Source organism: Herbiconiux aconitum, from assembly GCF_024979235.1.
GTDB lineage: Bacteria > Actinomycetota > Actinomycetes > Actinomycetales > Microbacteriaceae > Herbiconiux > Herbiconiux aconitum.
In genome coordinates, this window is the sequence record NZ_JANLCM010000001.1 from 463,498 (window position 1) to 483,867 (window position 20,370).

At 68.6% G+C, this 20,370-nt stretch carries 17 protein-coding genes and 2 tRNA genes; 8 read left to right on the top strand and 11 right to left on the bottom strand.

Annotation, left to right across the window (positions count from 1 at the left end):
• Window positions 1–89: 89 nt before the first annotated feature.
• Together N1027_RS02115 and N1027_RS02120 are read right to left on the bottom strand one after the other, a co-directional pair.
• Entirely contained in the window at window positions 90–953 is an 864-nt protein-coding gene (locus N1027_RS02115) for an SMP-30/gluconolactonase/LRE family protein (protein WP_259504617.1), read from the bottom strand.
• A complete protein-coding gene (locus N1027_RS02120; RefSeq protein ID WP_259504619.1) occupies window positions 950–1,627 on the bottom strand; it encodes a bifunctional 4-hydroxy-2-oxoglutarate aldolase/2-dehydro-3-deoxy-phosphogluconate aldolase in 678 nt (225 codons plus the stop codon). Before N1027_RS02120 ends, N1027_RS02115 begins: the two co-directional genes overlap by 4 nt.
• Window positions 1,628–1,756: 129 nt before the next feature.
• Here N1027_RS02120 and N1027_RS02125 point away from each other — a divergent pair, with 129 nt between their 5' ends.
• Genes N1027_RS02125 through N1027_RS02140 form a run of 4 tightly spaced genes read left to right on the top strand, consistent with a single transcriptional unit; the run spans window position 1,757 to window position 5,437 of the window.
• Entirely contained in the window at window positions 1,757–2,674 is a 918-nt protein-coding gene (locus tag N1027_RS02125) for a dihydrodipicolinate synthase family protein (protein ID WP_259504621.1), read from the top strand.
• Window positions 2,671–3,390 (top strand): SDR family NAD(P)-dependent oxidoreductase, encoded by a 720-nt coding sequence (locus tag N1027_RS02130; RefSeq protein ID WP_259504622.1) that lies wholly within the window; start codon window positions 2,671–2,673, stop codon window positions 3,388–3,390. Before N1027_RS02125 ends, N1027_RS02130 begins: the two co-directional genes overlap by 4 nt.
• 32 nt (window positions 3,391–3,422) lie before the next feature.
• Window positions 3,423–4,409 (top strand): sugar kinase, encoded by a 987-nt coding sequence (locus N1027_RS02135; protein WP_259504624.1) that lies wholly within the window; start codon window positions 3,423–3,425, stop codon window positions 4,407–4,409.
• Window positions 4,406–5,437, top strand: coding sequence for a DUF4862 family protein (locus N1027_RS02140; RefSeq protein WP_259504627.1), 1,032 nt, complete (start codon window positions 4,406–4,408; stop codon window positions 5,435–5,437). The genes N1027_RS02135 and N1027_RS02140 overlap by 4 nt, the downstream gene beginning before the upstream one ends.
• Here N1027_RS02140 and N1027_RS02145 read toward each other — a convergent pair.
• Genes N1027_RS02145 through N1027_RS02155 form a run of 3 tightly spaced genes read right to left on the bottom strand, consistent with a single transcriptional unit; the run spans window position 5,397 to window position 8,573 of the window.
• Window positions 5,397–6,701, bottom strand: a complete 1,305-nt coding sequence (locus tag N1027_RS02145) for an ABC transporter substrate-binding protein (protein ID WP_259504630.1) — start codon at window positions 6,699–6,701, stop codon at window positions 5,397–5,399. The genes N1027_RS02140 and N1027_RS02145 overlap by 41 nt on opposite strands.
• 37 nt (window positions 6,702–6,738) lie before the next feature.
• Window positions 6,739–7,596: a carbohydrate ABC transporter permease gene (locus N1027_RS02150; RefSeq protein WP_259504632.1), complete on the bottom strand. Its 858-nt coding sequence runs from the start codon at window positions 7,594–7,596 to the stop codon at window positions 6,739–6,741.
• Window positions 7,593–8,573 (bottom strand): carbohydrate ABC transporter permease, encoded by a 981-nt coding sequence (locus N1027_RS02155; protein ID WP_259504633.1) that lies wholly within the window; start codon window positions 8,571–8,573, stop codon window positions 7,593–7,595. Before N1027_RS02155 ends, N1027_RS02150 begins: the two co-directional genes overlap by 4 nt.
• Window positions 8,574–8,785: 212 nt before the next feature.
• On the opposite strand from N1027_RS02155, the gene N1027_RS02160 reads away from it, so the two are divergent.
• The 3 genes from N1027_RS02160 (at window position 8,786) to N1027_RS02170 (ending at window position 13,551) form a co-directional block, all read left to right on the top strand.
• A complete protein-coding gene (locus N1027_RS02160) occupies window positions 8,786–9,613 on the top strand; it encodes an IclR family transcriptional regulator (protein WP_259504635.1) in 828 nt (275 codons plus the stop codon).
• Between the two features lie 58 nt (window positions 9,614–9,671).
• On the top strand, window positions 9,672–10,835 hold the full coding sequence (locus N1027_RS02165; RefSeq protein WP_259504636.1) for a mandelate racemase/muconate lactonizing enzyme family protein: 1,164 nt from the start codon (window positions 9,672–9,674) through the stop codon (window positions 10,833–10,835).
• Between the two features lie 61 nt (window positions 10,836–10,896).
• On the top strand, window positions 10,897–13,551 hold the full coding sequence (locus N1027_RS02170) for a golvesin C-terminal-like domain-containing protein (protein WP_259504639.1): 2,655 nt from the start codon (window positions 10,897–10,899) through the stop codon (window positions 13,549–13,551).
• Window positions 13,552–13,608: 57 nt separating this feature from the next.
• Here N1027_RS02170 and N1027_RS02175 read toward each other — a convergent pair.
• A tRNA-Met gene (locus tag N1027_RS02175) sits at window positions 13,609–13,682 on the bottom strand.
• A 35-nt stretch (window positions 13,683–13,717) separates the two neighbouring features.
• Window positions 13,718–13,789: transfer RNA gene (locus N1027_RS02180), tRNA-Thr, on the bottom strand.
• Window positions 13,790–13,919: 130 nt separating this feature from the next.
• Between N1027_RS02180 and N1027_RS02185 the strand changes: the two genes are divergently transcribed.
• Complete coding sequence (locus N1027_RS02185; protein ID WP_259504641.1) at window positions 13,920–15,677, top strand: glycoside hydrolase family 13 protein; 1,758 nt, start codon at window positions 13,920–13,922, stop codon at window positions 15,675–15,677.
• A gap of 127 nt (window positions 15,678–15,804) precedes the next feature.
• On the opposite strand, the gene N1027_RS02190 is transcribed toward N1027_RS02185, so the two are convergent.
• The 4 genes from N1027_RS02190 to N1027_RS02205 all read right to left on the bottom strand — a co-directional run bounded on the left by N1027_RS02190 (window position 15,805) and on the right by N1027_RS02205 (window position 20,367).
• A complete protein-coding gene (locus tag N1027_RS02190; RefSeq protein ID WP_259504643.1) occupies window positions 15,805–17,220 on the bottom strand; it encodes a M23 family metallopeptidase in 1,416 nt (471 codons plus the stop codon).
• A 319-nt stretch (window positions 17,221–17,539) separates the two neighbouring features.
• On the bottom strand, window positions 17,540–18,367 hold the full coding sequence (locus N1027_RS02195) for an inositol monophosphatase family protein (RefSeq protein WP_259504646.1): 828 nt from the start codon (window positions 18,365–18,367) through the stop codon (window positions 17,540–17,542).
• Window positions 18,368–18,476: 109 nt separating this feature from the next.
• Window positions 18,477–19,334, bottom strand: coding sequence for a sugar phosphate isomerase/epimerase family protein (locus tag N1027_RS02200; RefSeq protein WP_259504648.1), 858 nt, complete (start codon window positions 19,332–19,334; stop codon window positions 18,477–18,479).
• A gap of 7 nt (window positions 19,335–19,341) precedes the next feature.
• Window positions 19,342–20,367, bottom strand: coding sequence for a zinc-dependent alcohol dehydrogenase family protein (locus N1027_RS02205; RefSeq protein WP_259504660.1), 1,026 nt, complete (start codon window positions 20,365–20,367; stop codon window positions 19,342–19,344).
• Window positions 20,368–20,370 lie beyond the last annotated feature (3 nt).

Consider the following 20,370-nt stretch of genomic DNA (forward strand, 5'->3'; position numbering starts at 1 on the left):
TGCGAATCACCGTCCGCATCCATTCTGGTCGGGGTGTCGCTGTTCTCAAAGCACTCGTGCGGCAGTGAGGGGGACGCGGGGCCCCTGAGTCATACGCCCGGCCGGCCGTAGGGCGACGCGGGCGCTCCGCCGACATCGAGGGCGACAGCGAGGATCGCGCCGTCCTCGGGCGAGGGCGCCGGCAGGCCTACTGAAGCAGTCGTGACCATCAAAGTGCTGCCGACGAACGCGACGGCGGTGGGCCGAACCGCTGGCAGGTCGATCGACTCGAGCAGTCGTCCGTCGGACGCGTACCGTCGCACTTGACCGGCATCCCACACCGCGACCCAGAGCGCCCCCTCCTCATCGATGGCCAGACCGTCGGGATTGCCGCCCTCGACCACCGCAAGCCGCCGTCGATTACCGAGCCGGCCCCGGGCATCCACGTCGAAGGCGTCGATCGCGCGGTCGGGCAGCGTGTCGATGTAATAGAGGGTGCGACCGTCGGCCGAGAAGCTCAGGCCGTTCGACACCGTCACCCCGCGGAGGCGCTCGATCACCGTGCCGTCGGGTTCGAGGCTGTAGAGGCTGCAGTGCGGCGCCCGCGGCACCGACTGGGTGCCGGCCCAGAACCGGCCGGCCGGGTCGCATCCGCCGTCGTTCATGAAGGCACCCTCAGGCGCCACGTCCACCTGCGTCGGCGCGAGCTCTCCGTTCCGGCCGACCCGCAGGAAACCGCGGTCGGCAGCCACGATCAGGCCGTCCGGATCGTCGGAGATCGGCGCCGCGCACCCGATCCGGCCACCGATTCCGATCGATGCAATCACGGTCAGTCCGGCCGAATCCATCGTTCCACGGTGCAGGGTACCGGTGGCCATGTCGACCCAGACGAGCTCGTCGTGACGGGCGTCCCACCGCGGGGATTCGCCCTGGGCGAAGCGGTCGCCCGAAATCACATCGACGACGCGGGTCATGCGACGGGCCGGGCGTACCGCCCTCGTGCGGCGACGGCGGCCGCGACGAAGCGCGCGGCGCGCTCGGCGATGTCGGAAGCCGCGGCCCCCTGGCGCGGCACGAGGGCACTCCCGACCGCGACGGCGGGTGCCCCGCTCTCGAACCACTCGCCGAGGTTGTCGATGCTCACTCCGCCGGTCGGCACGATCCGGAGTTCCGGCATGGGCGCGAGCAGGTCGCGCAGATACGCCGGACCCCCGATCGAGGCGGGGAACAGCTTGACGAGGTGAGCGCCGGCGGCGTTCGCCACCTCGATCTCGGTGGGTGTGAACGCCCCGCACAGAACGGGCACACCCGCCTCGCGAGCGAGCGACAGAACCGCCGGATTCGTCGTCGGCGTGACGAGGAACTCCGCCCCGGCCTCGATCGACGCCAGCGCGTCGGCGGCGGTTCGCACCGAACCCGCCCCGATCACCACCCCCGCCCGACTTTCGCCGCGCAACCAACGCACCACCGCGAGCGCCCCGGGGGTGGTCAAAGTGACTTCGGCCACGGTCAGTCCCCCGTCGAGCAGGGCGCACACCGCATCGTGGGCGTGGTCACCGTCATCCGTTCTCACGATCCCCACCACCGGCACGTCGACCAGAGCCGAATCCAATGCGCGAGACATCCGTGCGTCTTCTGAAACGGTCATGACTCTCCACTCCCACGTCTGGCGATAGAATCCAATATATGGCAGGCTAACTCACAATATGAATGCCGATTGCGCGAAAATGTTCCGCGCATGCTCAGCTCAGCATTGACGCTGAAGTTAGGACGATCCATGGTCACGACCTTGCGCGGCTTGATGCCCATTCTGGCGACGCCGTTCGACGAGTCCGGCGCGCTCGACACGGTCGGGCTGCGGAGGTTGGTCGAGTTCGAGCTGGACGCCGGGGTCGACGGGCTGGCCGTGTTCGGCATGGCGAGCGAGGGCTTCGCCCTCACCGCGATCGACCGACGATCGATCCTGGCCGCGGTCGTGGAGGTCACGGCCGGGCGGGTTCCCGTGATCGCCGGAGTCAACGGAACCTCGACGGCCACGGCGATCGAGCAGGCGTCCGAAGCGGAAGCGGGCGGTGCCGACGCCCTCATGGTGCTCCCCCCGTTCATGGTGAAGCCGCCCGCGGGAACCCTGGTCGACTTCTACGGCGAGGTCGCAGCGGCGACCGGGCTGACCACGATGGTGCAGGACGCACCGGGCGTCACCGGGGTCGCGATACCGCCGTCGCTGATCGCGGAACTCGCCCGAATCGACCGCATCGGATCGGTGAAGATCGAGGCGCCGCCCACCACTCCCAAGGTGGGCGCAGTGGTCGAAGCGGTCGATGACCCCTCCTTCGTGGTGCTCGGAGGCCAGAACGCCCAGTTCTGCCTTGAGGAATACGCTCGCGGAGCCGTGGGCACGATGCCCGCCTGCGAGTTCTCGGATGTGCTGAGACCCGTTCTCGACCAATGGGAGCAGGGCGACCACGAGGAGGCGCGGGAGGCGTTCCGGCGCCTCCTTCCGCTCATTCTGATCGGCCTGCAACCCGGCATCGCCTGGGCCGTGCACAAGGAGGTCCTCGTCGCCCGGGGCATCATCGAGAACGCCCGGGTGCGGTACCCCGCCACCACCCTCGACCCCGGCAGCCGGAAGGCCGTGCACGTGGTGCTCGATGAGCTCGGTCTTCCCGCCTACCGTTCGGGGGTTCGGGCGTGACCGGTCGCGGAGTCACTCTGATCGGCGGCAATTCCGACATCGCGCTGGCCATCGCCGCCGCCTTCCGCGACGGCGGCGACCGGGTCGTCGGCATCGGCCTCACACCGCTCGAATCCGAGGCCTATGAGGGCTTCGTGGTGGCGGACTGCTCTGATTCCGCCGAAGCCGACCGGGCGGTGGGCGAGGCTCGAGCGACTCTCGGCCGCCTCGACGTGCTCGTTCTGGCCGCTGCGAAGATGCCGGTCGCTTCGGCCGAACACACCAGCGACGTCGACTGGCGGAACGCGGTGGGCGCGACCCTCGACTCCGCCTTCTTCGCGACGAGGGCAGCGCTCCCTCACCTCGCACCCGGGTCGGCGATCGTCGCGGTAACCTCCGTCAACGCCTCCCTGGCCGCTCCCGGACTCCCTGCCTACGCGGCGGCGAAGGCCGGCGTCGAAGGCCTCGTGCGCCAACTCGCTCTCGAATACGGGCCGCGGGGCATCCGCGTCAACGCCGTCGAGCCCGGCAGCATCTCGGCGATCGGCTCGGACGAGAGCGAGGGCTATCCGCTCGGTCGCGTCGGCTCGCCTGGGGAGGTCGCATCCGTAGTGGTGTTCCTCGCCTCGGGGGGTGCCTCATTCGTCACGGGCGCCACCATCCCGGTCGACGGCGGCCTGTCGATCTCGTCTCCCGCCGCGTGGCTGAAGCCCGAGCTGCGGGCCCGTTGGCTGTGAGCCCGGTTTCCTCTTCGCGGCCGCGGTGCGATGTGGTCGGAATCGGCGAAGCCATGGTGCTGCTCGAGCCCGGCGCCGGCCGCACACTCGAGACCGCGACGGCGTACAGCGTGCATGTGGCCGGCGCCGAGCTGAATGCCTGCGCCGCCGTGGCCGCTCTCGGCGGCCGGCCGGCCCTCGTGACACGGCTCGGCGACGATCCCTTCGCGGCGCGCGTGCACGAGACCGCACGCCGGCTCGGCGTATCGCTCGACGCCGACACCGACAGCGCGCGGCCCACCGGCATCTTCTTCAAAGAGCCGGTGAGCTCGGATGCCCGGCGCGTGCACTACTACCGCGCCGGCTCGGCCGCATCGCGGCTCGGACCGGAGGCACTCGAGAGAGCCCTCGCCCACCACCCGCGCGCCGTGCTCGTCTCCGGCCTCACCGCGGCCCTCGGCGAGCAGCCCGCGGAGCTGTTCCGCGCGCTCGCGGGGCACCCGGAGTTCAGCACGCGCACCTGGCTCGTCATCGACGCCAATCTGCGTCCCGCCCTCGGCCGATGGGAGGAGAGCCTCGCCGCGATCCGCGACGCGCTTCCGGTGACCCGCCTCCTCATCGTTGGCGCCGACGAGGGCGAGGCCCTGTTCGGCACGTCCGACCCGGGCGAGATCGCGCATGCCGCGATGTCCACCGGATGCCGCGAGGTCGTCATCAAAGACGGCAAGCGCGGATGTCACTGGATCGATCCCGAGGGGCATCCCCGCCATCTCGGCTCCGTCGCCACGACGGTCGTCGACACGGTGGGCGCAGGCGACGCGTTCACCGGCGGCTATCTTTGGGCGCGACTCGACGGCGCCGATCCGGAGGCGGCCGCGCTGATCGGCTCGCGACTGGCCGCTCTGGTCATCTCGGCAGTCGGCGACACCACAGGCCTCCCGGGGCCCGAGAAGGCAGCGGAGATCATGCGCACCGCAGAACACACGACGGGGCTCATCGAGCGCATCCGACCCCTGACCTTCGGCGAGCGGGCCCGATGACCGCGACGTGCGACACGATCGGCGCACCGAACCCTTTACCTCGCCAAGTGATCGTCGGCGCCTACGCGGCCGCGGGGCCCGACCTCGATGCCGCTGACGAGCGCACGCTGCTCGATGGCCTGCTGCGGCGACCCGATGTGGCCGGCCTCGAAATTCCCTACCTCGACCGGTTCAACCGGAACGGCGACGACTGGCTGCTGGCACGCCTGGGCGACCACAAGGAGCTCGTCACGACCCTGGTCGGCGACACCGTCGGCCGCCTCTCCTCGCGGCCGCGGTTCGGGCTCGCCTCGCTCGACGCCGACGGGCGACGCTCCGCGGTCGACGTGGCGCGATCGGTGCGCGACGCCTCGGTGCGTCTCGCCGACCTCGCCGGCCGATCCGTCGTGCACTTCGTGGAGCTGCAGACCGCTCCCCGCTCAGGCGCCGGCTCATCAGCGGATGCTCTGGGCCGCTCTCTCGACGAACTGCTCGGCTGGGATTGGGCCGGCGCACGTCTCGTGGTCGAACATTGCGACGCGGCGAGACCCGGCCGAACGGCGGCGAAAGGATTCCTCGAGCTGGAGGCCGAGATCGAGGTCGTGCGCCGGTTCGCCCAGCACGAGGCGCCGGTCGGCCTGGTGATCAACTGGGGCCGGTCGGCGATCGAGGGCGGCAGTGCGCTCACCCCGGTCGAGCACGTTCGAGCAGTGCGCGAGGCCGGCCTCCTCGCCGGAGTCGTGCTCTCGGGCTGCTCGGGTCGGACGGATGCCCGCGGCGGCGCCTGGGCCGACGTGCACCTCCCGCCGGCCGATCCGAACGACCCCGACGACCCCTCGCTGCTTGACGACGCGGCGCTCGAGGCGACCCTCTCAGCGGCGGACGCCTGCGCTGAGCCGCCGTTCATCGGGCTCAAGATCAGCTGCCCGCCCGCCGCGTCGACGACCACCCGCCTGGGGATCGTCGACGCGGCACTCGATCGTGTCGGTCAGGCCTGGGACGCGGTGCTCACGCGTTCGAGTCGAGCAGGCTCTGCACCTTCTGCTTGAGGTCGTTGAGACCCGACTGCACGTCGACCTGTCCGGCGAGGATCGACGCGACGCCCTCGCCGATCGTGGTGTCCACCTGCGCTGTGACGGCGATGCGGTCCCACGCGGCGCCGCGGGCGTGCTCCGAGACCTCGGTGCGGAAGACCGTCTGGAAGGTGTCGTTCGCGAGAGCCGGGATCTGGTCGGCCACCGACTTCGCCGCCGGAGCGACCGCCGATTGCTCGTAGAGCGCCGTGGCGGCGGCCAGGTCGGTCGCGGCGAAGAGCGCGAAGTCGCGACTCGTCGTCTCACCCTCGCCTGCAGTGACGAACAGGCCGCCACCCCAGGCACGGTTGAACGAGTCCTTGCCCTTGTGCTGCGGCCGGCTGATGGTGCTGATGTTGTCGATGACGTTCTGCGCGGCGCCGTTGGTCTTCACGAAGGTCGAGGCGAGCGGGGCGTCATCGTAGACGGCCGTCCGCCCGCTGGCGAAGAGGATGCGCGCATCCGATCGCGCCACGTTCGGCTGGATCAGACCCTGGTCTTGCAACCCCTTGTACCAGGTCATGGCCTCGACGCTCTCCTTGTCGCCGATCGTGCACTCGAGATCGGCGGTGACGACCTCGCTGCCGAAGCCCCACATCCAATGCACCGCGTCTTTCAGGTCGGGGTTCTTGGTGACCGCCGCGTAGGGGATCAGGCTGGAATCCTGACTCTTGATCTTCTCGAGCGCGGTGGCGAAGGCATCCGTCGACAACCCCGACTTCAGCCCGACGCTCGAGGCGATCTCGCCGTTGACGATGAGGCCGATGCCGGCCGCGGTCAGCGGCAGAACGTAGAGCTTGCCGTCGATCGTGTAGGTGTCGAGCACGCCCTGCGGGATGCCGAGTCCGTCGGCGAGATCTGTGAGGTCGGCGAGCACGCCCATCGGCGAGAGCACCTGCCATGGTCCGGCTTGACCCACGCCGAGGAGTTTGCCCGAACGACCGGTGAGCGCCAACTGGGTCGCGGCCTGGTCGTAAGGGTAGATCACGGGTTTGATCGTTGCGCCGGACGCCTTCTGGAACCCGTCGACGACGGATTGCCAGGCCGCCTTCTGCGAATCTTCGCCGAGGGAGTTGCCGTAGAGGCTGATGGTCTTCACTTCGGTGGCACCGCCTGCTCCGGCGCTGCCGCCCGGCGGCGGGGTCGTGGCACAGCCCGCGAGAGCGAGGATGCCGAGGCCGAGGGATGCGCTGCCTCCCATGAGAAACGCGCGGCGATCGAATGCTGGACTCGATTTCATCTGTGGACTCCTTGTCGAAATGTGCGGACGGTGCGGGTCAGCCCTTGACGGCTCCGGCGGCGAGGCCGGAGACGAAGTAGCGCTGCAGGATGATGAAGATGATCGCAAGGGGCAGCGAGGTGATGAGTGATGCCGCCATCAGTGCGGGCCAGTCGGCTGTTCCCTCGTGGATGAAGGCCTGGGTGAGGCCGGCAGGCAGGGTCTGCTTGTCCGGCCCGGCGAGCGTCAGCGCGAACAGCAGATCGCTCCACCCGCGCATGAAGGCGAACATGGCGGCCGTGATGAGGCCGGGCACGACGAGCGGGAAGACGATCCGGAACAGGATGGCGCCGCTCCGCAGCCCGTCGACCTTCGCCGCCTCGAGGATGTCGTCGGGCAGGCCGTCCATGATGCCCTTGAGCAGGAAGACGGTCAGCGGCAGGGTGAACGTGGTGAACGAGAGGATGAGGCCGGTGTAGGTGTAGAGCAGCCCTGCCGAGTTGAGCATGAGGTAGAGCGAGATCAGCAGGAGCGCTCCCGGGATCAGCTGCCCGATCAGGAACATGACCATGATCGCGTTGCGGCCCCGGTACCGGAACTTCGACAGCGAGTAGGCCATGAAGCCCGCGACGATCACCGACAGCAGCGCCGTTCCGGTCGACACGATCACGCTGTTCACGAGATTGCGGATCAGGGCGTCGTTCTGGAAGAACCCGATGAAGTTCTCCAGCGTCGGATCGATCGGGAACAGCGGGCGGTCGATGGCGAATACCGCATCGCGCTTCATGAAGGCGGTCGACGCCAGCCAGTAGATCGGCAGCAACCCGAACAGCGCGAGCACAGTCAGGACGACCTTGCCCGGGATGGACAGTCGAGGGTAGACGATCGCCTCCCCGATCTCGCTGCGCCGGGTCATCGCTTCTCCAATCGTCGGTTGAGCAGCAGGTATCCGCCCGCGATCACTCCGAGCAGCACCAGCCAGAGCACGCCCATGGCCGAGGCCTTGCCGAGTTCATAACTGCCGAACGCCATCTGGTAGAGGCTCAGCGCCAGCGTCGTCGTGGACGTGCCCGGGCCTCCCCCTGTCATTACGAAGATCGTGTCGAAGTTGCCGAAGTTGTAGATGAACTCCAGCACCGAGACGAGGGCCACCGGGCCGATCAAGTGCGGCAGCGAGATGTGCAGGAACCGCTGCCGCCTGGTCGCCCCGTCGATCGCGGCCGCTTCGAGTTGCTCGCTCGGCAGGGTCTGCAGAGCAGCGAGGGCCACCACCATGATCCACGGGAACGAGTTCCAGGTCTTCGCGATCACGACACCGGCCATCGCCCCGGCCGGGTTGCCGAGGAGGTTCAGCCCCGGCAGCCCCACGAGGCTCAACAGGTGGTTCAGGATGCCGTAGCTGTCGTTGAAGATCCACGCCCAGAGGAACGAGACCACGACTCCGGGCAGCAGCCATGGCAGCATCAGGAAGCCGCGCAAGACGTTGCGGCCGCGGATGCGCGCATTCAGCAGCATCGCGAGCCACACGCCGAGAACGACCGGAAAGATCGTCGCAAGACTGGAGAAGATGAGGGTCGTGCCGAGACGAGCGACGAACTCCTCCCAGACCGCCGAGTAGTTGGCCATCCCGACGAAGTTCCGTTCGGGGCGCAGGAGCGACTGGTCGAACAGGCTCGTTCCGATGCTCGAGACCAAGGGGTAGATGGAGATCACGATGAACAGCAGCACCGCCGGCAGTGCGATCATGAACCCGAAGGTGCGGTCGCGGGCGCCGAGTTTGGTGCGCTTCGTCGGGGTGCGCGGGGTCGGAGTGCGCCGGCGCCGGGCGCGTTCGGCCTGGGTGCGCTCGGCCTGCGTGCGCTCGGTCTCGCGACCGAGGAGGGTTTGCTCCATTCACTCACTTCCCGAGTTCAGCCCTGGTAGGGCGCGTACGTCGTTGTAGCGGCAGACCGCGTCGATGGCAGTCAGTAAATCACATTGCGCATGCGAAATCCATAAAATGCATGACTAACCCATAATTGCCTTGATGTGCCGCGATCCCCTCACTAGGATGTCGGTATGTGGGACGTCCTTCCACCGAGATGGTCGACACTGGTCGACCCGGCATGACACAGGAGAAGGAGATGATCGTGGCCTCGGAGACCGTGGGTGGAACGCAGACCGTCGAGCGGGCGATGTCGCTGCTCGCGTGCTTCTCCGAGGAGGTCGGTGAGCTCCGGGTCTCCGAACTGTGCACGATGACCGGGCTCGGGCAGTCGACGGTGTCACGGATGATGTCCTCACTCGATCGGATGCGACTGGTCATCCAAGACGAGCGCACCGGGCTCTACCGTCTCGGCCCCGCAGCCGTCTCACTCGGAACGATCGCCCTCAACGGCTCACCGATCTTCCGGGCCGCTCGAATGATCGCGCAGAACCTCGCACATCGCATCGGGCTGGGCGTGAACGTCGCCGAGATCGACGACCTCACTCTCTTCTATCTCTGCAACTTCGAGGGCAGGAACGCGCCGAAGTCCTTCTCCATGGCGGGTCGTTCAGCGCCCCTGCACGCGACCGGGCTCGGCAAGTCTTTGTTGTCGGGCATGCCCACAGCCAAGGTCGACGCCTATTTCGCCGGCAATCCGCCGCGCTTCACGCCCCACACCATCGTCGACCGCGCCGAGATGGGTGTCGCACTCGACGAGATCCGCAGCCGCGGCTACTCGACCGAGATCGAGGAGCTCGCCTTCGGCCGGGCCTGCCTTGCCGCTCCGATCCGCAACCGCGCGGGAGAGATCATCGCCGGCCTCTCGGTCAGCGGTCCGCTCTCGGCACTCGATCTGCAGGCGCCGCACCAAGAACTCGCGCTTCAGGTGATCGAGGCCGCCGACGAGATCTCCGTCGCCCTGGGCTACAGCCCTTCCTACTCCTCGACGGCCTTCGCCACGAGCTGACTCAGCACCACCCCACCTCGCGGGGCAGGACTCTGCCCATTTCACCCTGGAGCAATCGATGAAGATCTCGCGCGTGCAGACGTTTCCCCTCTTTCTGAGCAAGGAGGACGCCGACAACTCCTACGCCGGTGAATCGGCCGTCGAACACCGCGGCTACATGATCAAGCCGCCGTGGCGCAGCCTCTACTCGCGGGGTTACGAGAGCCTCCTCGTGCGCATCGAAACCGAAGACGGCCTCGTCGGCTGGGGTGAGGGGCTCGCCCCCGTTGCACCGGAGGTGGCCGCCACGATCGTGGACCAGCTGATCACGCCCCTCGTGCTCGGGGAAGACCCGCGCAGGGTGCGGGTGCTCTGGCACCGGATGACCGAATCGATGCGCGAGCGGGGGCACCTCACCGGCCACCAGGCCGACGCGATGTCGGCCGTCGACATCGCACTGTGGGATCTCTGGGGCCGCGCCGTCGGTCTCTCGGTGGCCGAGCTCGCAGGCGGCAGCCACTCCCCGACCGTGCCCAGCTATGTGTCCGGCGTGCGCGGAGTCGACGACGCCGAGCGCGCGGACCGGGCGGCCGAACTCGTCGCGGCCGGCACGCGACGGATGAAGCTGCACCTCGGCACAGACCTGCGCACCGACCTCGCGAGCTACGACGCCATCCAGGCCGTCGACCCGGAGCTGAAGATCGGGCTCGACGCCCACTGGAGCTATCGACTCGGCGAGGCGAAGGCCCTCGGCAAGGAGCTCGACGCGCGTGGCGCCTGGTTCTTCGAGGCGCCACTCGCTCCCGAAGACGTCGAGGGCCACCGCGACCTGGCCGCATCGATCAGCACCCCGATCGCCGTCGGAGAGGCGATGCGCAGCCGTTTCGAGTTCGCCGACTGGCTGCAGCGGCGGGCGCTCGGCCTCGCCCAACCCGACATCGGTCGCACCGGCATCACCGAAGGCCTGGCCATAGCCGGGCTGGCGGATGCTTTTCATGCGCAGGTCGCACCCCACCACTCCGCAGCGTTCGGCATCGCCATGGCCGCGGGTGTCCACGTCGCCGCGGTGTCGCCTTCGCTGCTCGCCTTCGAGTATCAGCCGTTCACTCTCCCGGTCGCGAACCGGATCCTGACGACGCCGCTCGAGGTGCACCCCGACGGTGCCTTCGTCGTTCCCACCGGCCCCGGACTCGGGGTCGATGTCGACGAGGACGTCGTTCGCCGGTTCACGCGTTCGCGTTAGGACGTTCCCACTCACTTCGCACTCCCTTCCACAAAGCGTTCGAATCTGCAAGGAGGCAGTCATGACGTCACATCGCGCACGAATCCGCCGGATCGCCGTTCTCGGCATCACCTCACTCGGGCTCGCCGGGCTCGGAGTCGGCGCTGCCGCTCCGGGTCACGCCGAGACCACCGCCGAGCCGTCCACCGCCGCCTCGGCTCCGATTCCGGGCTACCGACTCGCCTGGGCCGACGAGTTCGACGGCGTGGATGGCGACGGAACCGGCCTCGACGAAGACGAGTGGTTCTACCGCGAGGGCGACAAGGCCATCTGCACCAATCGCCCCGAGAACGTCACGGTGGGCGACGGACTCCTGCACATCGCCTTCGACGAGCTCGATGTGCCGATCGACGACGACATCACGACGAGTTGCGGCGGCGTCGTGTCCAAGCAGTGGTTCGGCTACGGCTACTACGAGACCCGCGCCAAGCTCTGGGGCGACCAGGGGTTCCACTCGGCGTTCTGGACGACAGGGCTCTCGGCCTACATCCCCGACGTGCCGGGCTACACCGGCCCACACAACCGCATCAACGAGATCGACGGCTTCGAAGTCGACTCGCACGCTCCGGACAAGCTCGCCTACCATTCGCACTGGTTCATGCCGGGTCACGTCGGGAACCAAGGGAAGCTGATCACCCAGCAGGACACCTCGGCCGCGTACCACGCCTACGGTTTCGAATGGACGCCCACCGAGGTCAAGTTCTACACCGACGGGGTGCTGCAGTACACCCTTCCGAAGGCCGGCCCGCACGGCATCCAGAACATCTGGCTCACCACCCTCGGCTACACCGAGGGCGTCGTCGCCGACGAGCTGCCGGGCGAGACCACCTGGGACTACTTCCGCTACTTCGCACCGGTCGCGACGGGGCACGACCAATCGGCGGCGACCGTCGTCGTCGACAACGGCGACCCGGGCTACACCGAGTCGGGCGTGTGGCACTACGAGGTCACCGACGGTCGCCAGGTGGCCTTCGGTTTCCAGGACAAGACCGTCCGCGCAAGCGACACGGCGGGCTCCACCGCCTCGTGGGCGCCGAACCTGAGCACGGGCGGCGCCTACGAGGTCTACGCCTGGAACTCCAGTCTTCTCGCAACGGGGCAGACCGCGGCGCGCTACGCAGTGACCCACGACGAGGGAACGACGGATGTCGTGGTCGATCAGACGAAGGCCGGCCAGCAGTGGGTCAGCCTCGGCTCCTACTCCTTCACGCCCGGATCGGGGCAGAAGGTCACAGCAGCGAGCGACCCGGCCGGGGTCGGCATCCTGCGCGCCGACGCCGTGAAATTCGTCCCCTCCACGGTGATCGACAACGGCACACCCGGCTACTCCGAGACCGGCGCCTGGAACACCTCCACCGGGGTCACCGGCTGGCGCGGCACCGACACTCGGTACTCGGCCAACTCGACCGCGAAGGCGCACTGGACGCCGACGCTCGCCGCCGGCAGCTACGACGTCTACGCGTGGCTGCCTCCGCGCGACGCCAACACGCCGCCGACCTCGCAGTTCACGGTGGCGTACAACGGCGGAACGGCGACCGTGCCGATCACCGCCGCGACCACCAGCGGGGGCTGGCTGCGCCTCGGGAACTATCCGTTCGCGTCCGGAAACGCCGGCCGCGTCGACTACGACCAGGTGGGCAACACACCGCCGAAGCAGATGCGCGTCGACGCGGTCAAGTTCGTGCCCGCGCCGCCGGAGACCGGGGCGCCCTCGACTCCGAGCGGCCTCGGAGTCAGCGTGACCACCACGCCGGCGAACGGCAACGCCTACTTCACCGCGACGTGGTCGCCGGTGGCGGGCGCCGACGTCGTGGGCTACCACGTCTACCTCGACGGCCAGCGGCTGACGTGGCAGCCGGTGAAGCGCACGTCGTTCCGGATGCATGAGCTGCTCGCCGGGCAGAACTACCAGATCACTGTGACGACGGTCGACCGGTTGGGCAACGAGTCGGGACCATCGACGGGAGCAGCCGCAGTCGTGCCCGCGGACACGCAGGCGCCCACGCCACCATCCGGGCTGGTGGCCGAAGCGGCCAACGGCAAGGCGGTGCTGTATTGGAGCCAGAACACCGAGCTCGACCTCGGCGGCTACAACCTCTATGTCGACGGCACCCTGCAGAACGACGAGCCGGTCGGCAACATCAACGACGAGACCAATCGGCCGCTCGGCTACGAGGTGCCCGATCTCGCCAACGACGTCTCCCACTCGATCGCGGTGACCACCCTCGATCTCGTCGGCAACGAGTCGGCACCGACGGCCACGAGCGTCACCCCGTTGCCAATGGCGATCATCGGGGTCGAGGACCCCGGATACACCGAAGCAGGCTCGGCGTGGGCCGCGTCGAGCGTCGCCGGGTGGCTGAGCAGCAAGACGCGGGCGAGCCTGTCGCCGGGAGCGACGGCCGAGTGGCGGCCCGACCTGACCGAGGCCGGGGAGTACGACGTCTACGCCTGGGTGCCGAACCACTCCAACGCGAGCCCTTCCGCACGCTTCACCGTGACCGACTCGGCCGGCACCACGACCACCGACATCGATCAGCGCTCAGGAGGCGCCACCTGGATACTGCTCGGCCGGTTCGACTTCGCAGCAGGCCCGTCGGGCTCGGTTTCGGTGAGCAACGCGGCGGGAACGGGCTACCTCCGCACGAACACCGTGAAATTCGTGCCCATCGACTGACGGATGTCGCTACGGCAAGCAAAAACCCCCAAGATGGCGAGATCTTGGGGGTTTTCGTAGCGGGAGCGGGACTTGAACCCGCGACCCCACGATTATGAGCCGTGTGCTCTAACCAACTGAGCTATCCCGCCTTGCTTCCGACCATCGTACGGCGTCGGGAAGCCGGAGCCCCCTGTGGGAATCGGACCCACTACCTCTTCCTTACCAAGGAAGTGCTCTACCAATGAGCTAAGGGGGCGCGCACAACCGCGAACGGCTTTTGGCACCAGTAGAGAATAGCATCCATCCCCGCCCGGTTTTGCCGCACGAGCGCCAAGCTATCTGCAAACGATTCCACATGCTCGCCGTCATCCTTTAGAGTTCTCGTCATGACTATCGCGGACAGCCCCGAATCCGATCTTCCCGAGACGGATGCGCAGCCCCTGGCGACCCTCATCGGCACCGGGGGCGAGTGGTGGCGTTCAGCGGTCATCTACCAGATCTACCCGCGCTCCTTCTCCGACGACGACGGTGACGGGGTCGGCGATCTCACCGGCATCCGGAAGCGCCTGCCCGCCCTCGCCGACCTCGGTGTCGACGCGGTGTGGCTCTCCCCCTTCATGACCTCGCCGCAGCACGACGCCGGCTACGACGTGGCCGACTACTGCGACGTCGATCCGCTGTTCGGCACGCTCGCCGACTTCGATGCGTTGCTCGCGACGGCGCACGAGTTGAGCATCCGCGTCATCGTCGACCTCGTGCCGAACCACACCTCGTGGGACCACCGGTGGTTCCAGGAGGCCCTCGCCGCCCCCGAAGGCAGCCCCGAGCACGCCCGCTACATCTTCCGCGACGGCAAGGGCCCGGGAGGCGACATCCCGCCGAACAATTGGGAGTCGGTGTTCGGCGGCCCGATGTGGGAGCGGGTCACGCGACCCGATGGCACGCCTGGCCAGTGGTATCTGCACATCTTCGACAAATCGCAGCCCGACCTCGACTGGGAGAACCCCTGGGTGCGCGACCAGTTCCTCGACATCCTGCGCTTCTGGCTCGATCGCGGGGTCGACGGATTCCGCGTGGATGTCGCCCACGGATTGATCAAGGCCGAAGGCCTCCCCGACTACACCCCTCCGGCCGACGCCGGGAGCATGGGCGGCGGCATCGTGGGTGTCGAGCCGGTGGGTCTCGAGCCCGAGATCGACGCGCATCCGCCGACCCCGCCGTACTGGGCGCAGCCGGGCGTGCACGAGATCTACCGCAGCTGGCACGCCGTGCTCGAGGAGTACGAGGGCGACCGTGTGCTCTGCGCCGAGGCCTGGGTGGAGCCGCTGACGAAGCTGGCCGACTGGGTGCGGCCCGACGAGATGCAGCAGGCCTTCAACTTCACCTACCTCTCGGCCGGCTGGTCGGCGCCGGAGCTGCGCGCGGTCATCGACAACTCCATCTCGGCCTTCGCGTCGGTGGGGGCGCCCTCGACCTGGGTGCTCTCCAATCACGACGTCGTGCGGCACGCCTCCCGCCTGGCGTTGACCGCCGACAACCCGCAAGGGCACGGCATCGGGCCCGACTCGCCCGGCCTGCCCGATCCGGTCGTCGGTCTGCGTCGCGCCCGCGCCGCCACCGCCGTCATGCTGGCCCTGCCCGGCAGCGCCTACATCTACCAGGGCGAGGAGCTCGGCCTGCCCGAAGACATCGAGTTGCCCGATTCGGCCCGTCAAGACCCGACCTGGTTCCGCAGCAAGGGCGAGCGGTACGGGCGCGACGGATGCCGCGTGCCGATTCCCTGGGAGGCCGGCGTGCCGACCTACGGCTTCGGCCCGGCGTCTTCCGACAAGAGCTGGCTGCCGCAGCCGGCGGATTGGGATCGCTTCACACGGTCATCGCAGGAGGGCGTGCCCGGGTCGACCCTGGAGCTCTACAAGCTCGCTTTGGAGCTGCGCTCCCGCTTCGACCTCGGCACCGGCGCGGTGGAGTGGCTGCCGGGGTACGGGCCCGAGGTGATTGCGTTCCGCAACAACGGCGTGACGGTGATCGCCAACATCGGTGCAACCGCGGTCGAACTGCCGGTGGGCGACGCGCTGCTCTCCAGCGAAGACCTCACCGAGGCGGCTCTGGCCCCCGACACGGCGGTCTGGCTCACGCCTTAGGCCGGTCCCGCCTCTCCGCGACCAGCGGAAAATTCCTCGCGAGACGCCAAAATCCGCCCTCAATCACCGATTCGAGGGCGGATTTTGGCGAGTCGCGAGGAGGAAGGAGGGGGACGGGGAACGAGGATCAGACCGCGTGGGACTCGAGCCAGGCGAAGGGGTCGACCGGCGTGACGCCGTCGAGACGGATCTCCAGGTGCAGGTGAGGGCCGGTCGATGCACCGGTGTTGCCCACGAGACCGACGGTCTGGGCGACCTTCACCACCTGGCCCTCCGACACCTGGATCGACCCGGTCAGCATGTGCCCGTAGACGCTCGAGACCTTCTGGCCGTCGACGACGTGATCGATGATCACGTGCACGCCGAGCCCGCTGTTGTCGTACGGCTCCACCGAGCTGACGACACCGTCGGCGATCGACTGGATCGGGGTGCCCTGGCCGGGCGCGAAGTCGACGCCCTTGTGGTCGGTGCTGCCGATGCCGCCCGGTGATTCGCGGGCGCCGAAGCCGTCGCTGATGGGCACGCCCACCGGGAACGGCCACTGGATGGCGCCCCTCGGGTTGTTGGTGAAGGTGTCGGCGATGCGGAATCCGGCGGCCTGGAGTGCCGCGGTGTCGCGCACACCGTAACCGTCGCGGGCGATGTTCGCACCGGCGACGTCGGAACTCGTGGTGAGTTGCTGACCGGGTGCCGTGTCGGCGAGGGCCCGCTCCGAGGCGAGGATGCTCACCCGAGGGCTCTCGGCGGCGGCGTGCAACGCTTCGGCCGGCATGCTGGTGGCCACGGCGATGCCGGTGGCGAAGATCAGGGCGAGGGCACTGAAGCCGCCCTTCGCGATGTTGCGGCGGCTGCGGCGCCCCGTGGGCGGCTTCGCGTCGTCGGCGTGGCCGGCACCCGTGCCGGTGGTCGTCGACGAGGTTCCGGATGCGGGCGTCGCGTCGTTCGGTCGGCGCTCGGCCGGCACGATGGCGGCCGAGCGCAGCGTGCGGCGCGATACCGGCTTGACGGGTGCCGCCGGCTCGTCGGCGAGGGTGGCCGGCAGAATCGGCGCTGCGGTCTTGATGACCGGGATCGCCGCGGTCTCGATGATCGGCGAGATGACGGGAGTCGCGCCGGTTCGGGAATCGCTGACCGCTTCGGCGACGACGATCTCGACCTCGAGCTCGAGCGGCGTGGCATCTCCGGCGACGGAGTCATCGGTGGGCGGCAAGGCGGTCGTGGGTCGGGAGACGATGGCGCGGCGCCCGCCGACCGGCTTCTCGATCTCGTCGGAGAACGCTTCGGCGGCCCGACGGCCGGCCTTCTGCGCGTGCGGCCGCACGATGGCGACGGTGCTGGCGGCGACGGCATCCGGCGCGGCAGCAGAAGTCTCCGATGTGCTTTCGGCGGCTGCGATGGCGGCGGCACGCGCCGCACGGCGGCTCACCGCAGCGGCGGTCTGCGCAGCCGTCGCGTTCGCAACCGACGTGCGCGCATCCGTCGCCTCCCCGTCGACGGAGGTGGCCGGAACGTTCGCCAGCCGCGCCTCGCGGCGACTCCGCACCGACCTCAGTGGGGTCGACTCAGCCGGGGTCGATTCAGCGTTCGCTGACGCCGCGTCCGCGGGCGCGACAGAGCCCGAGCGCAGACTGCGGCGTGAGGGAAGAGAGGAGGTGGGGTGCTTCGCTGAACCGTGGGCCTCGCGTTTGGATGAGTCGTCATCCGGGCGTGAAGTCGTACGTGCCAATTGTGTGGGAACTTCCGGTTGATCGACGGGTGTTCTCGGGGTAAGCGAGATAACGGATCAACCCAGGCTACATACGCTTCTATCGAATTGCCACCTGGTGCAACAAACCCGCGCGAGGCCCGAGTGTCACGCAGGATCAGAGCGGAAGACCCGCGCCACGGTGCAATTCGTACAGGAGCGGTTCGAGTTGCTCCGCGAGCGCCGGGCCCGCGGCGAAGGTCATCACGGTGCCCTCGGCGGCGCCGTTGAAGCCGCTCACCCGGCCGCCCGCTTCGCGCACGATGAGGGCGCCGGCCGCGTGATCCCAGGGGTTGAGTCCGCGCTCGGCATGGGCGTCGAGGCGGCCCGCGGCCACCGAGCACAGGTCGAGCGCGGCCGAGCCGGCCCGACGGATGTCGCGCACCTTCTCGACGAGACCGGTGACGAAGCGCCCCTGCTTCACACGCAACCGGGCGTCGTAGGCGAACCCGGTTCCCACGAGGGCTTGCGAGAGCTCGACATCCGTGTTCACCTGCAGCCGTCGGGTGCCGAGAAAGGCGCCGCCGCCACGGCTCGCGGTGAAGACTTCGCCGGTGGCGGGGTTCACGACGCAGCCCGCCAGAGCGGTCCAGGTCGACGGGTCGGGATCGCCCTCCACGGCCGCGATGCTCACCGCGTAGGCGGGGAGGTCGTAGAGGTAGTTGACGGTGCCGTCGATCGGATCGACCACCCAGGTGACGCCCGAGGTTCCCGCGGTCGCGGCCGACTCTTCGCCGAAGAAGCCGTCACCGGGTCGCGCCTCGGCCAGGCGGGCGCGGATGAAGTCCTCCGACTCGCGGTCGGCGAAGGTCACGACGTCTTCGGGCGACGACTTGCTCGCCGCCACGGTGACGCCTTCGGCCCGCCGCTTCTTGATGAGAGCGCCGGCTTCCACCGCGATGGAGCGAGCGAGTTCGAGCAGTTCGGCGGGCGTGGCGTCGGCCATGGATCGGTCTCCCAGGTGTCGGAGTGGATGCCGGTCGGTTGTCCCCGGATTCACCAGTCAAGTCAAAGCGGCATCCCGGCGCAAATCAAGCCGGAGAGCCGCGAGACGCTCAGGGCAGCTCGTCCTGCAGGAAAGCGAGTCCGTCGCGGGCGAGCGCATCCATCGAGACTTCGATCTCCCGCCACAGCGAGACCGCTCGGGCGATCTCGACCACCGTGGGCAAGAACGACTCGATCACGATCGATCCGCGATAGCCGATCTCGTCGAGAGCCTCCCAGGTCTCGGTCCAGGGCACGTGCCCCGACCCGGGTGTGCCGCGGTCGTTCTCAGAGACCTGGAAGTGGAACACCTTCTCGCCGGCAGCCCGGATGGCGGCACCGAGATGCTTCTCCTCGATGTTCATGTGGAAGGTGTCGAGCATGAAGCCCACATTGGAGCGCCCGGTGAGGTCGAACAATTCCAGGCCCTGGTCGACCGTGTTCACCAGGTCGGTCTCGAACCGGTTGAGCGGCTCCACGGCCAGCGACACCTGCCGCTCGCCGGCGTAGTCGCCGAGTTCGCGCAGGCTCTCCGCGGCCCAGTCGCGCTGTTGTCGGCGCTCCTCCGGGGCGAGCATGCGCGTCTTCCCGGTGGCCGAATACATCGGCCCTGCCACATGGGGCGAGCCCACAGCCTCGGCCAGGTCGACGCAGAGCTTCACGTACTCGATGCCGAGCCGGCGCACCGCGGCATCCTCGTGCGAGATGTCGCGGTCGGGGCCGAACGCCCCGCACACCGACACGGTAAGGCCCGTGCGGGCTGCTGCTTCGTTGAGGGTGTCGGCGCCGAGCGCGGCCGGGTCTTCGACGCACACCTCGAAGACGTCGAAGCCCACGTCGTGCGCGTAGCTGAACTGGGCCTCGACATCTTCGTCGCGGAACGGAGAGGCGAGCAGGAAGGAACTGATTCCGAACGGATAGCGGGACATGGGGCTCCTAGGAGACTCCGCCGGGGCGGATGACGGCTTTGATGCACGAACTGTCGGCGACAGCGGCGAGGGCTTCGGCGTACTCCTCGAGGGTGAACCGGTGGGTGACCATGCCCGCGGTGTCGACCCGGCCGTTCCTCAGTGCCTCGAGCGCTCGGTCGAACGAGAACTGCTGGGCGAACGAGCCCTTGATCGTGAGCTCGCGACGGAACACTTCATAGGGCGCGATCGGGAGCATCGCCGCTTCGGCGGTCATGCCGTAGACGAAGACCGTGCCGCCGGTGCGCGTCAAGGGGATGGCGTGCTCCAGCACGCCGAGTGCGCCGGTGGCATCGATCACGACGTCGAAACCGCGACCGCTCGTCAGCGCCAGCAGGTCATCGGCGAATCCGCCTTCGCGCCGCACCTGCACGGTGCGGTCGGCGCCGTGCTCGGCCGCGAAGGCCAGCTTCGCCGCAGTGGGCGCAGCGACGGTGAGCATTCCCGCTCCCGACTTCGCGAGCAGCTCGGCGAGCACCAACCCCGTCGGCCCGGCTCCGAACAACAGCACATCGGCGCCCGGCTTCAGCGCGAGCACGTCGAGCCCGTGCACGACGCACGCGATCGGTTCGGCGAACACGGCGACCTCCGGATCGAGGTCGTTCACCACGAAGCACCGGTCGCCCGAGGTCACCACGAACTCCGCGAACCCGCCGGGCGCGTTCACTCCCTGGGCGATGATGTAGCGGCAGAACGCCGGGCGGGCACGACGACACTCGTCGCAGTGTCCGCAGGCCGCGGTGTTGTCGAAGGTCACGCGGTCGCCGACCTCGACCTGGGTGACTTCCGACCCACGCTCGACGACCTCGCCCACGACCTCGTGCCCGGGGATCAGCGGGTAGCTGGGGCCGAACTCGCCGTCGTGCAGATGCAGGTCGGTGCCGCAGACACCCGCGACGATGACGCGCAGCAGCACGTCGCGCGCGCCGGGCCGGGGGGTGGGGATCTCGGCGAGCGTGAAACTGCCCGGCCGGTCGTAGACGATCGCTTTCATCGG

Bases quoted from the DNA above. Each gene is read 5' to 3' on its own strand.
- N1027_RS02125 (WP_259504621.1), top strand. From the start codon at position 1,757: ATGGTCACGACCTTGCGCGGCTTGATGCCCATTCTGGCGACGCCGTTC.
- N1027_RS02170 (WP_259504639.1), top strand. From the start codon at position 10,897: ATGACGTCACATCGCGCACGAATCCGCCGGATCGCCGTTCTCGGCATC.
- N1027_RS02200 (WP_259504648.1), bottom strand. From the start codon at position 19,334: ATGTCCCGCTATCCGTTCGGAATCAGTTCCTTCCTGCTCGCCTCTCCG.
- N1027_RS02195 (WP_259504646.1), bottom strand. From the start codon at position 18,367: ATGGCCGACGCCACGCCCGCCGAACTGCTCGAACTCGCTCGCTCCATC.
- N1027_RS02120 (WP_259504619.1), bottom strand. From the start codon at position 1,627: ATGACCGTTTCAGAAGACGCACGGATGTCTCGCGCATTGGATTCGGCT.
- N1027_RS02115 (WP_259504617.1), bottom strand. From the start codon at position 953: ATGACCCGCGTCGTCGATGTGATTTCGGGCGACCGCTTCGCCCAGGGC.
- N1027_RS02160 (WP_259504635.1), top strand. From the start codon at position 8,786: ATGACACAGGAGAAGGAGATGATCGTGGCCTCGGAGACCGTGGGTGGA.
- N1027_RS02155 (WP_259504633.1), bottom strand. From the start codon at position 8,573: ATGGAGCAAACCCTCCTCGGTCGCGAGACCGAGCGCACGCAGGCCGAG.
- N1027_RS02140 (WP_259504627.1), top strand. From the start codon at position 4,406: ATGACCGCGACGTGCGACACGATCGGCGCACCGAACCCTTTACCTCGC.
- N1027_RS02145 (WP_259504630.1), bottom strand. From the start codon at position 6,701: ATGAAATCGAGTCCAGCATTCGATCGCCGCGCGTTTCTCATGGGAGGC.
- N1027_RS02165 (WP_259504636.1), top strand. From the start codon at position 9,672: ATGAAGATCTCGCGCGTGCAGACGTTTCCCCTCTTTCTGAGCAAGGAG.
- N1027_RS02205 (WP_259504660.1), bottom strand. From the start codon at position 20,367: ATGAAAGCGATCGTCTACGACCGGCCGGGCAGTTTCACGCTCGCCGAG.
- N1027_RS02185 (WP_259504641.1), top strand. From the start codon at position 13,920: ATGACTATCGCGGACAGCCCCGAATCCGATCTTCCCGAGACGGATGCG.
- N1027_RS02150 (WP_259504632.1), bottom strand. From the start codon at position 7,596: ATGACCCGGCGCAGCGAGATCGGGGAGGCGATCGTCTACCCTCGACTG.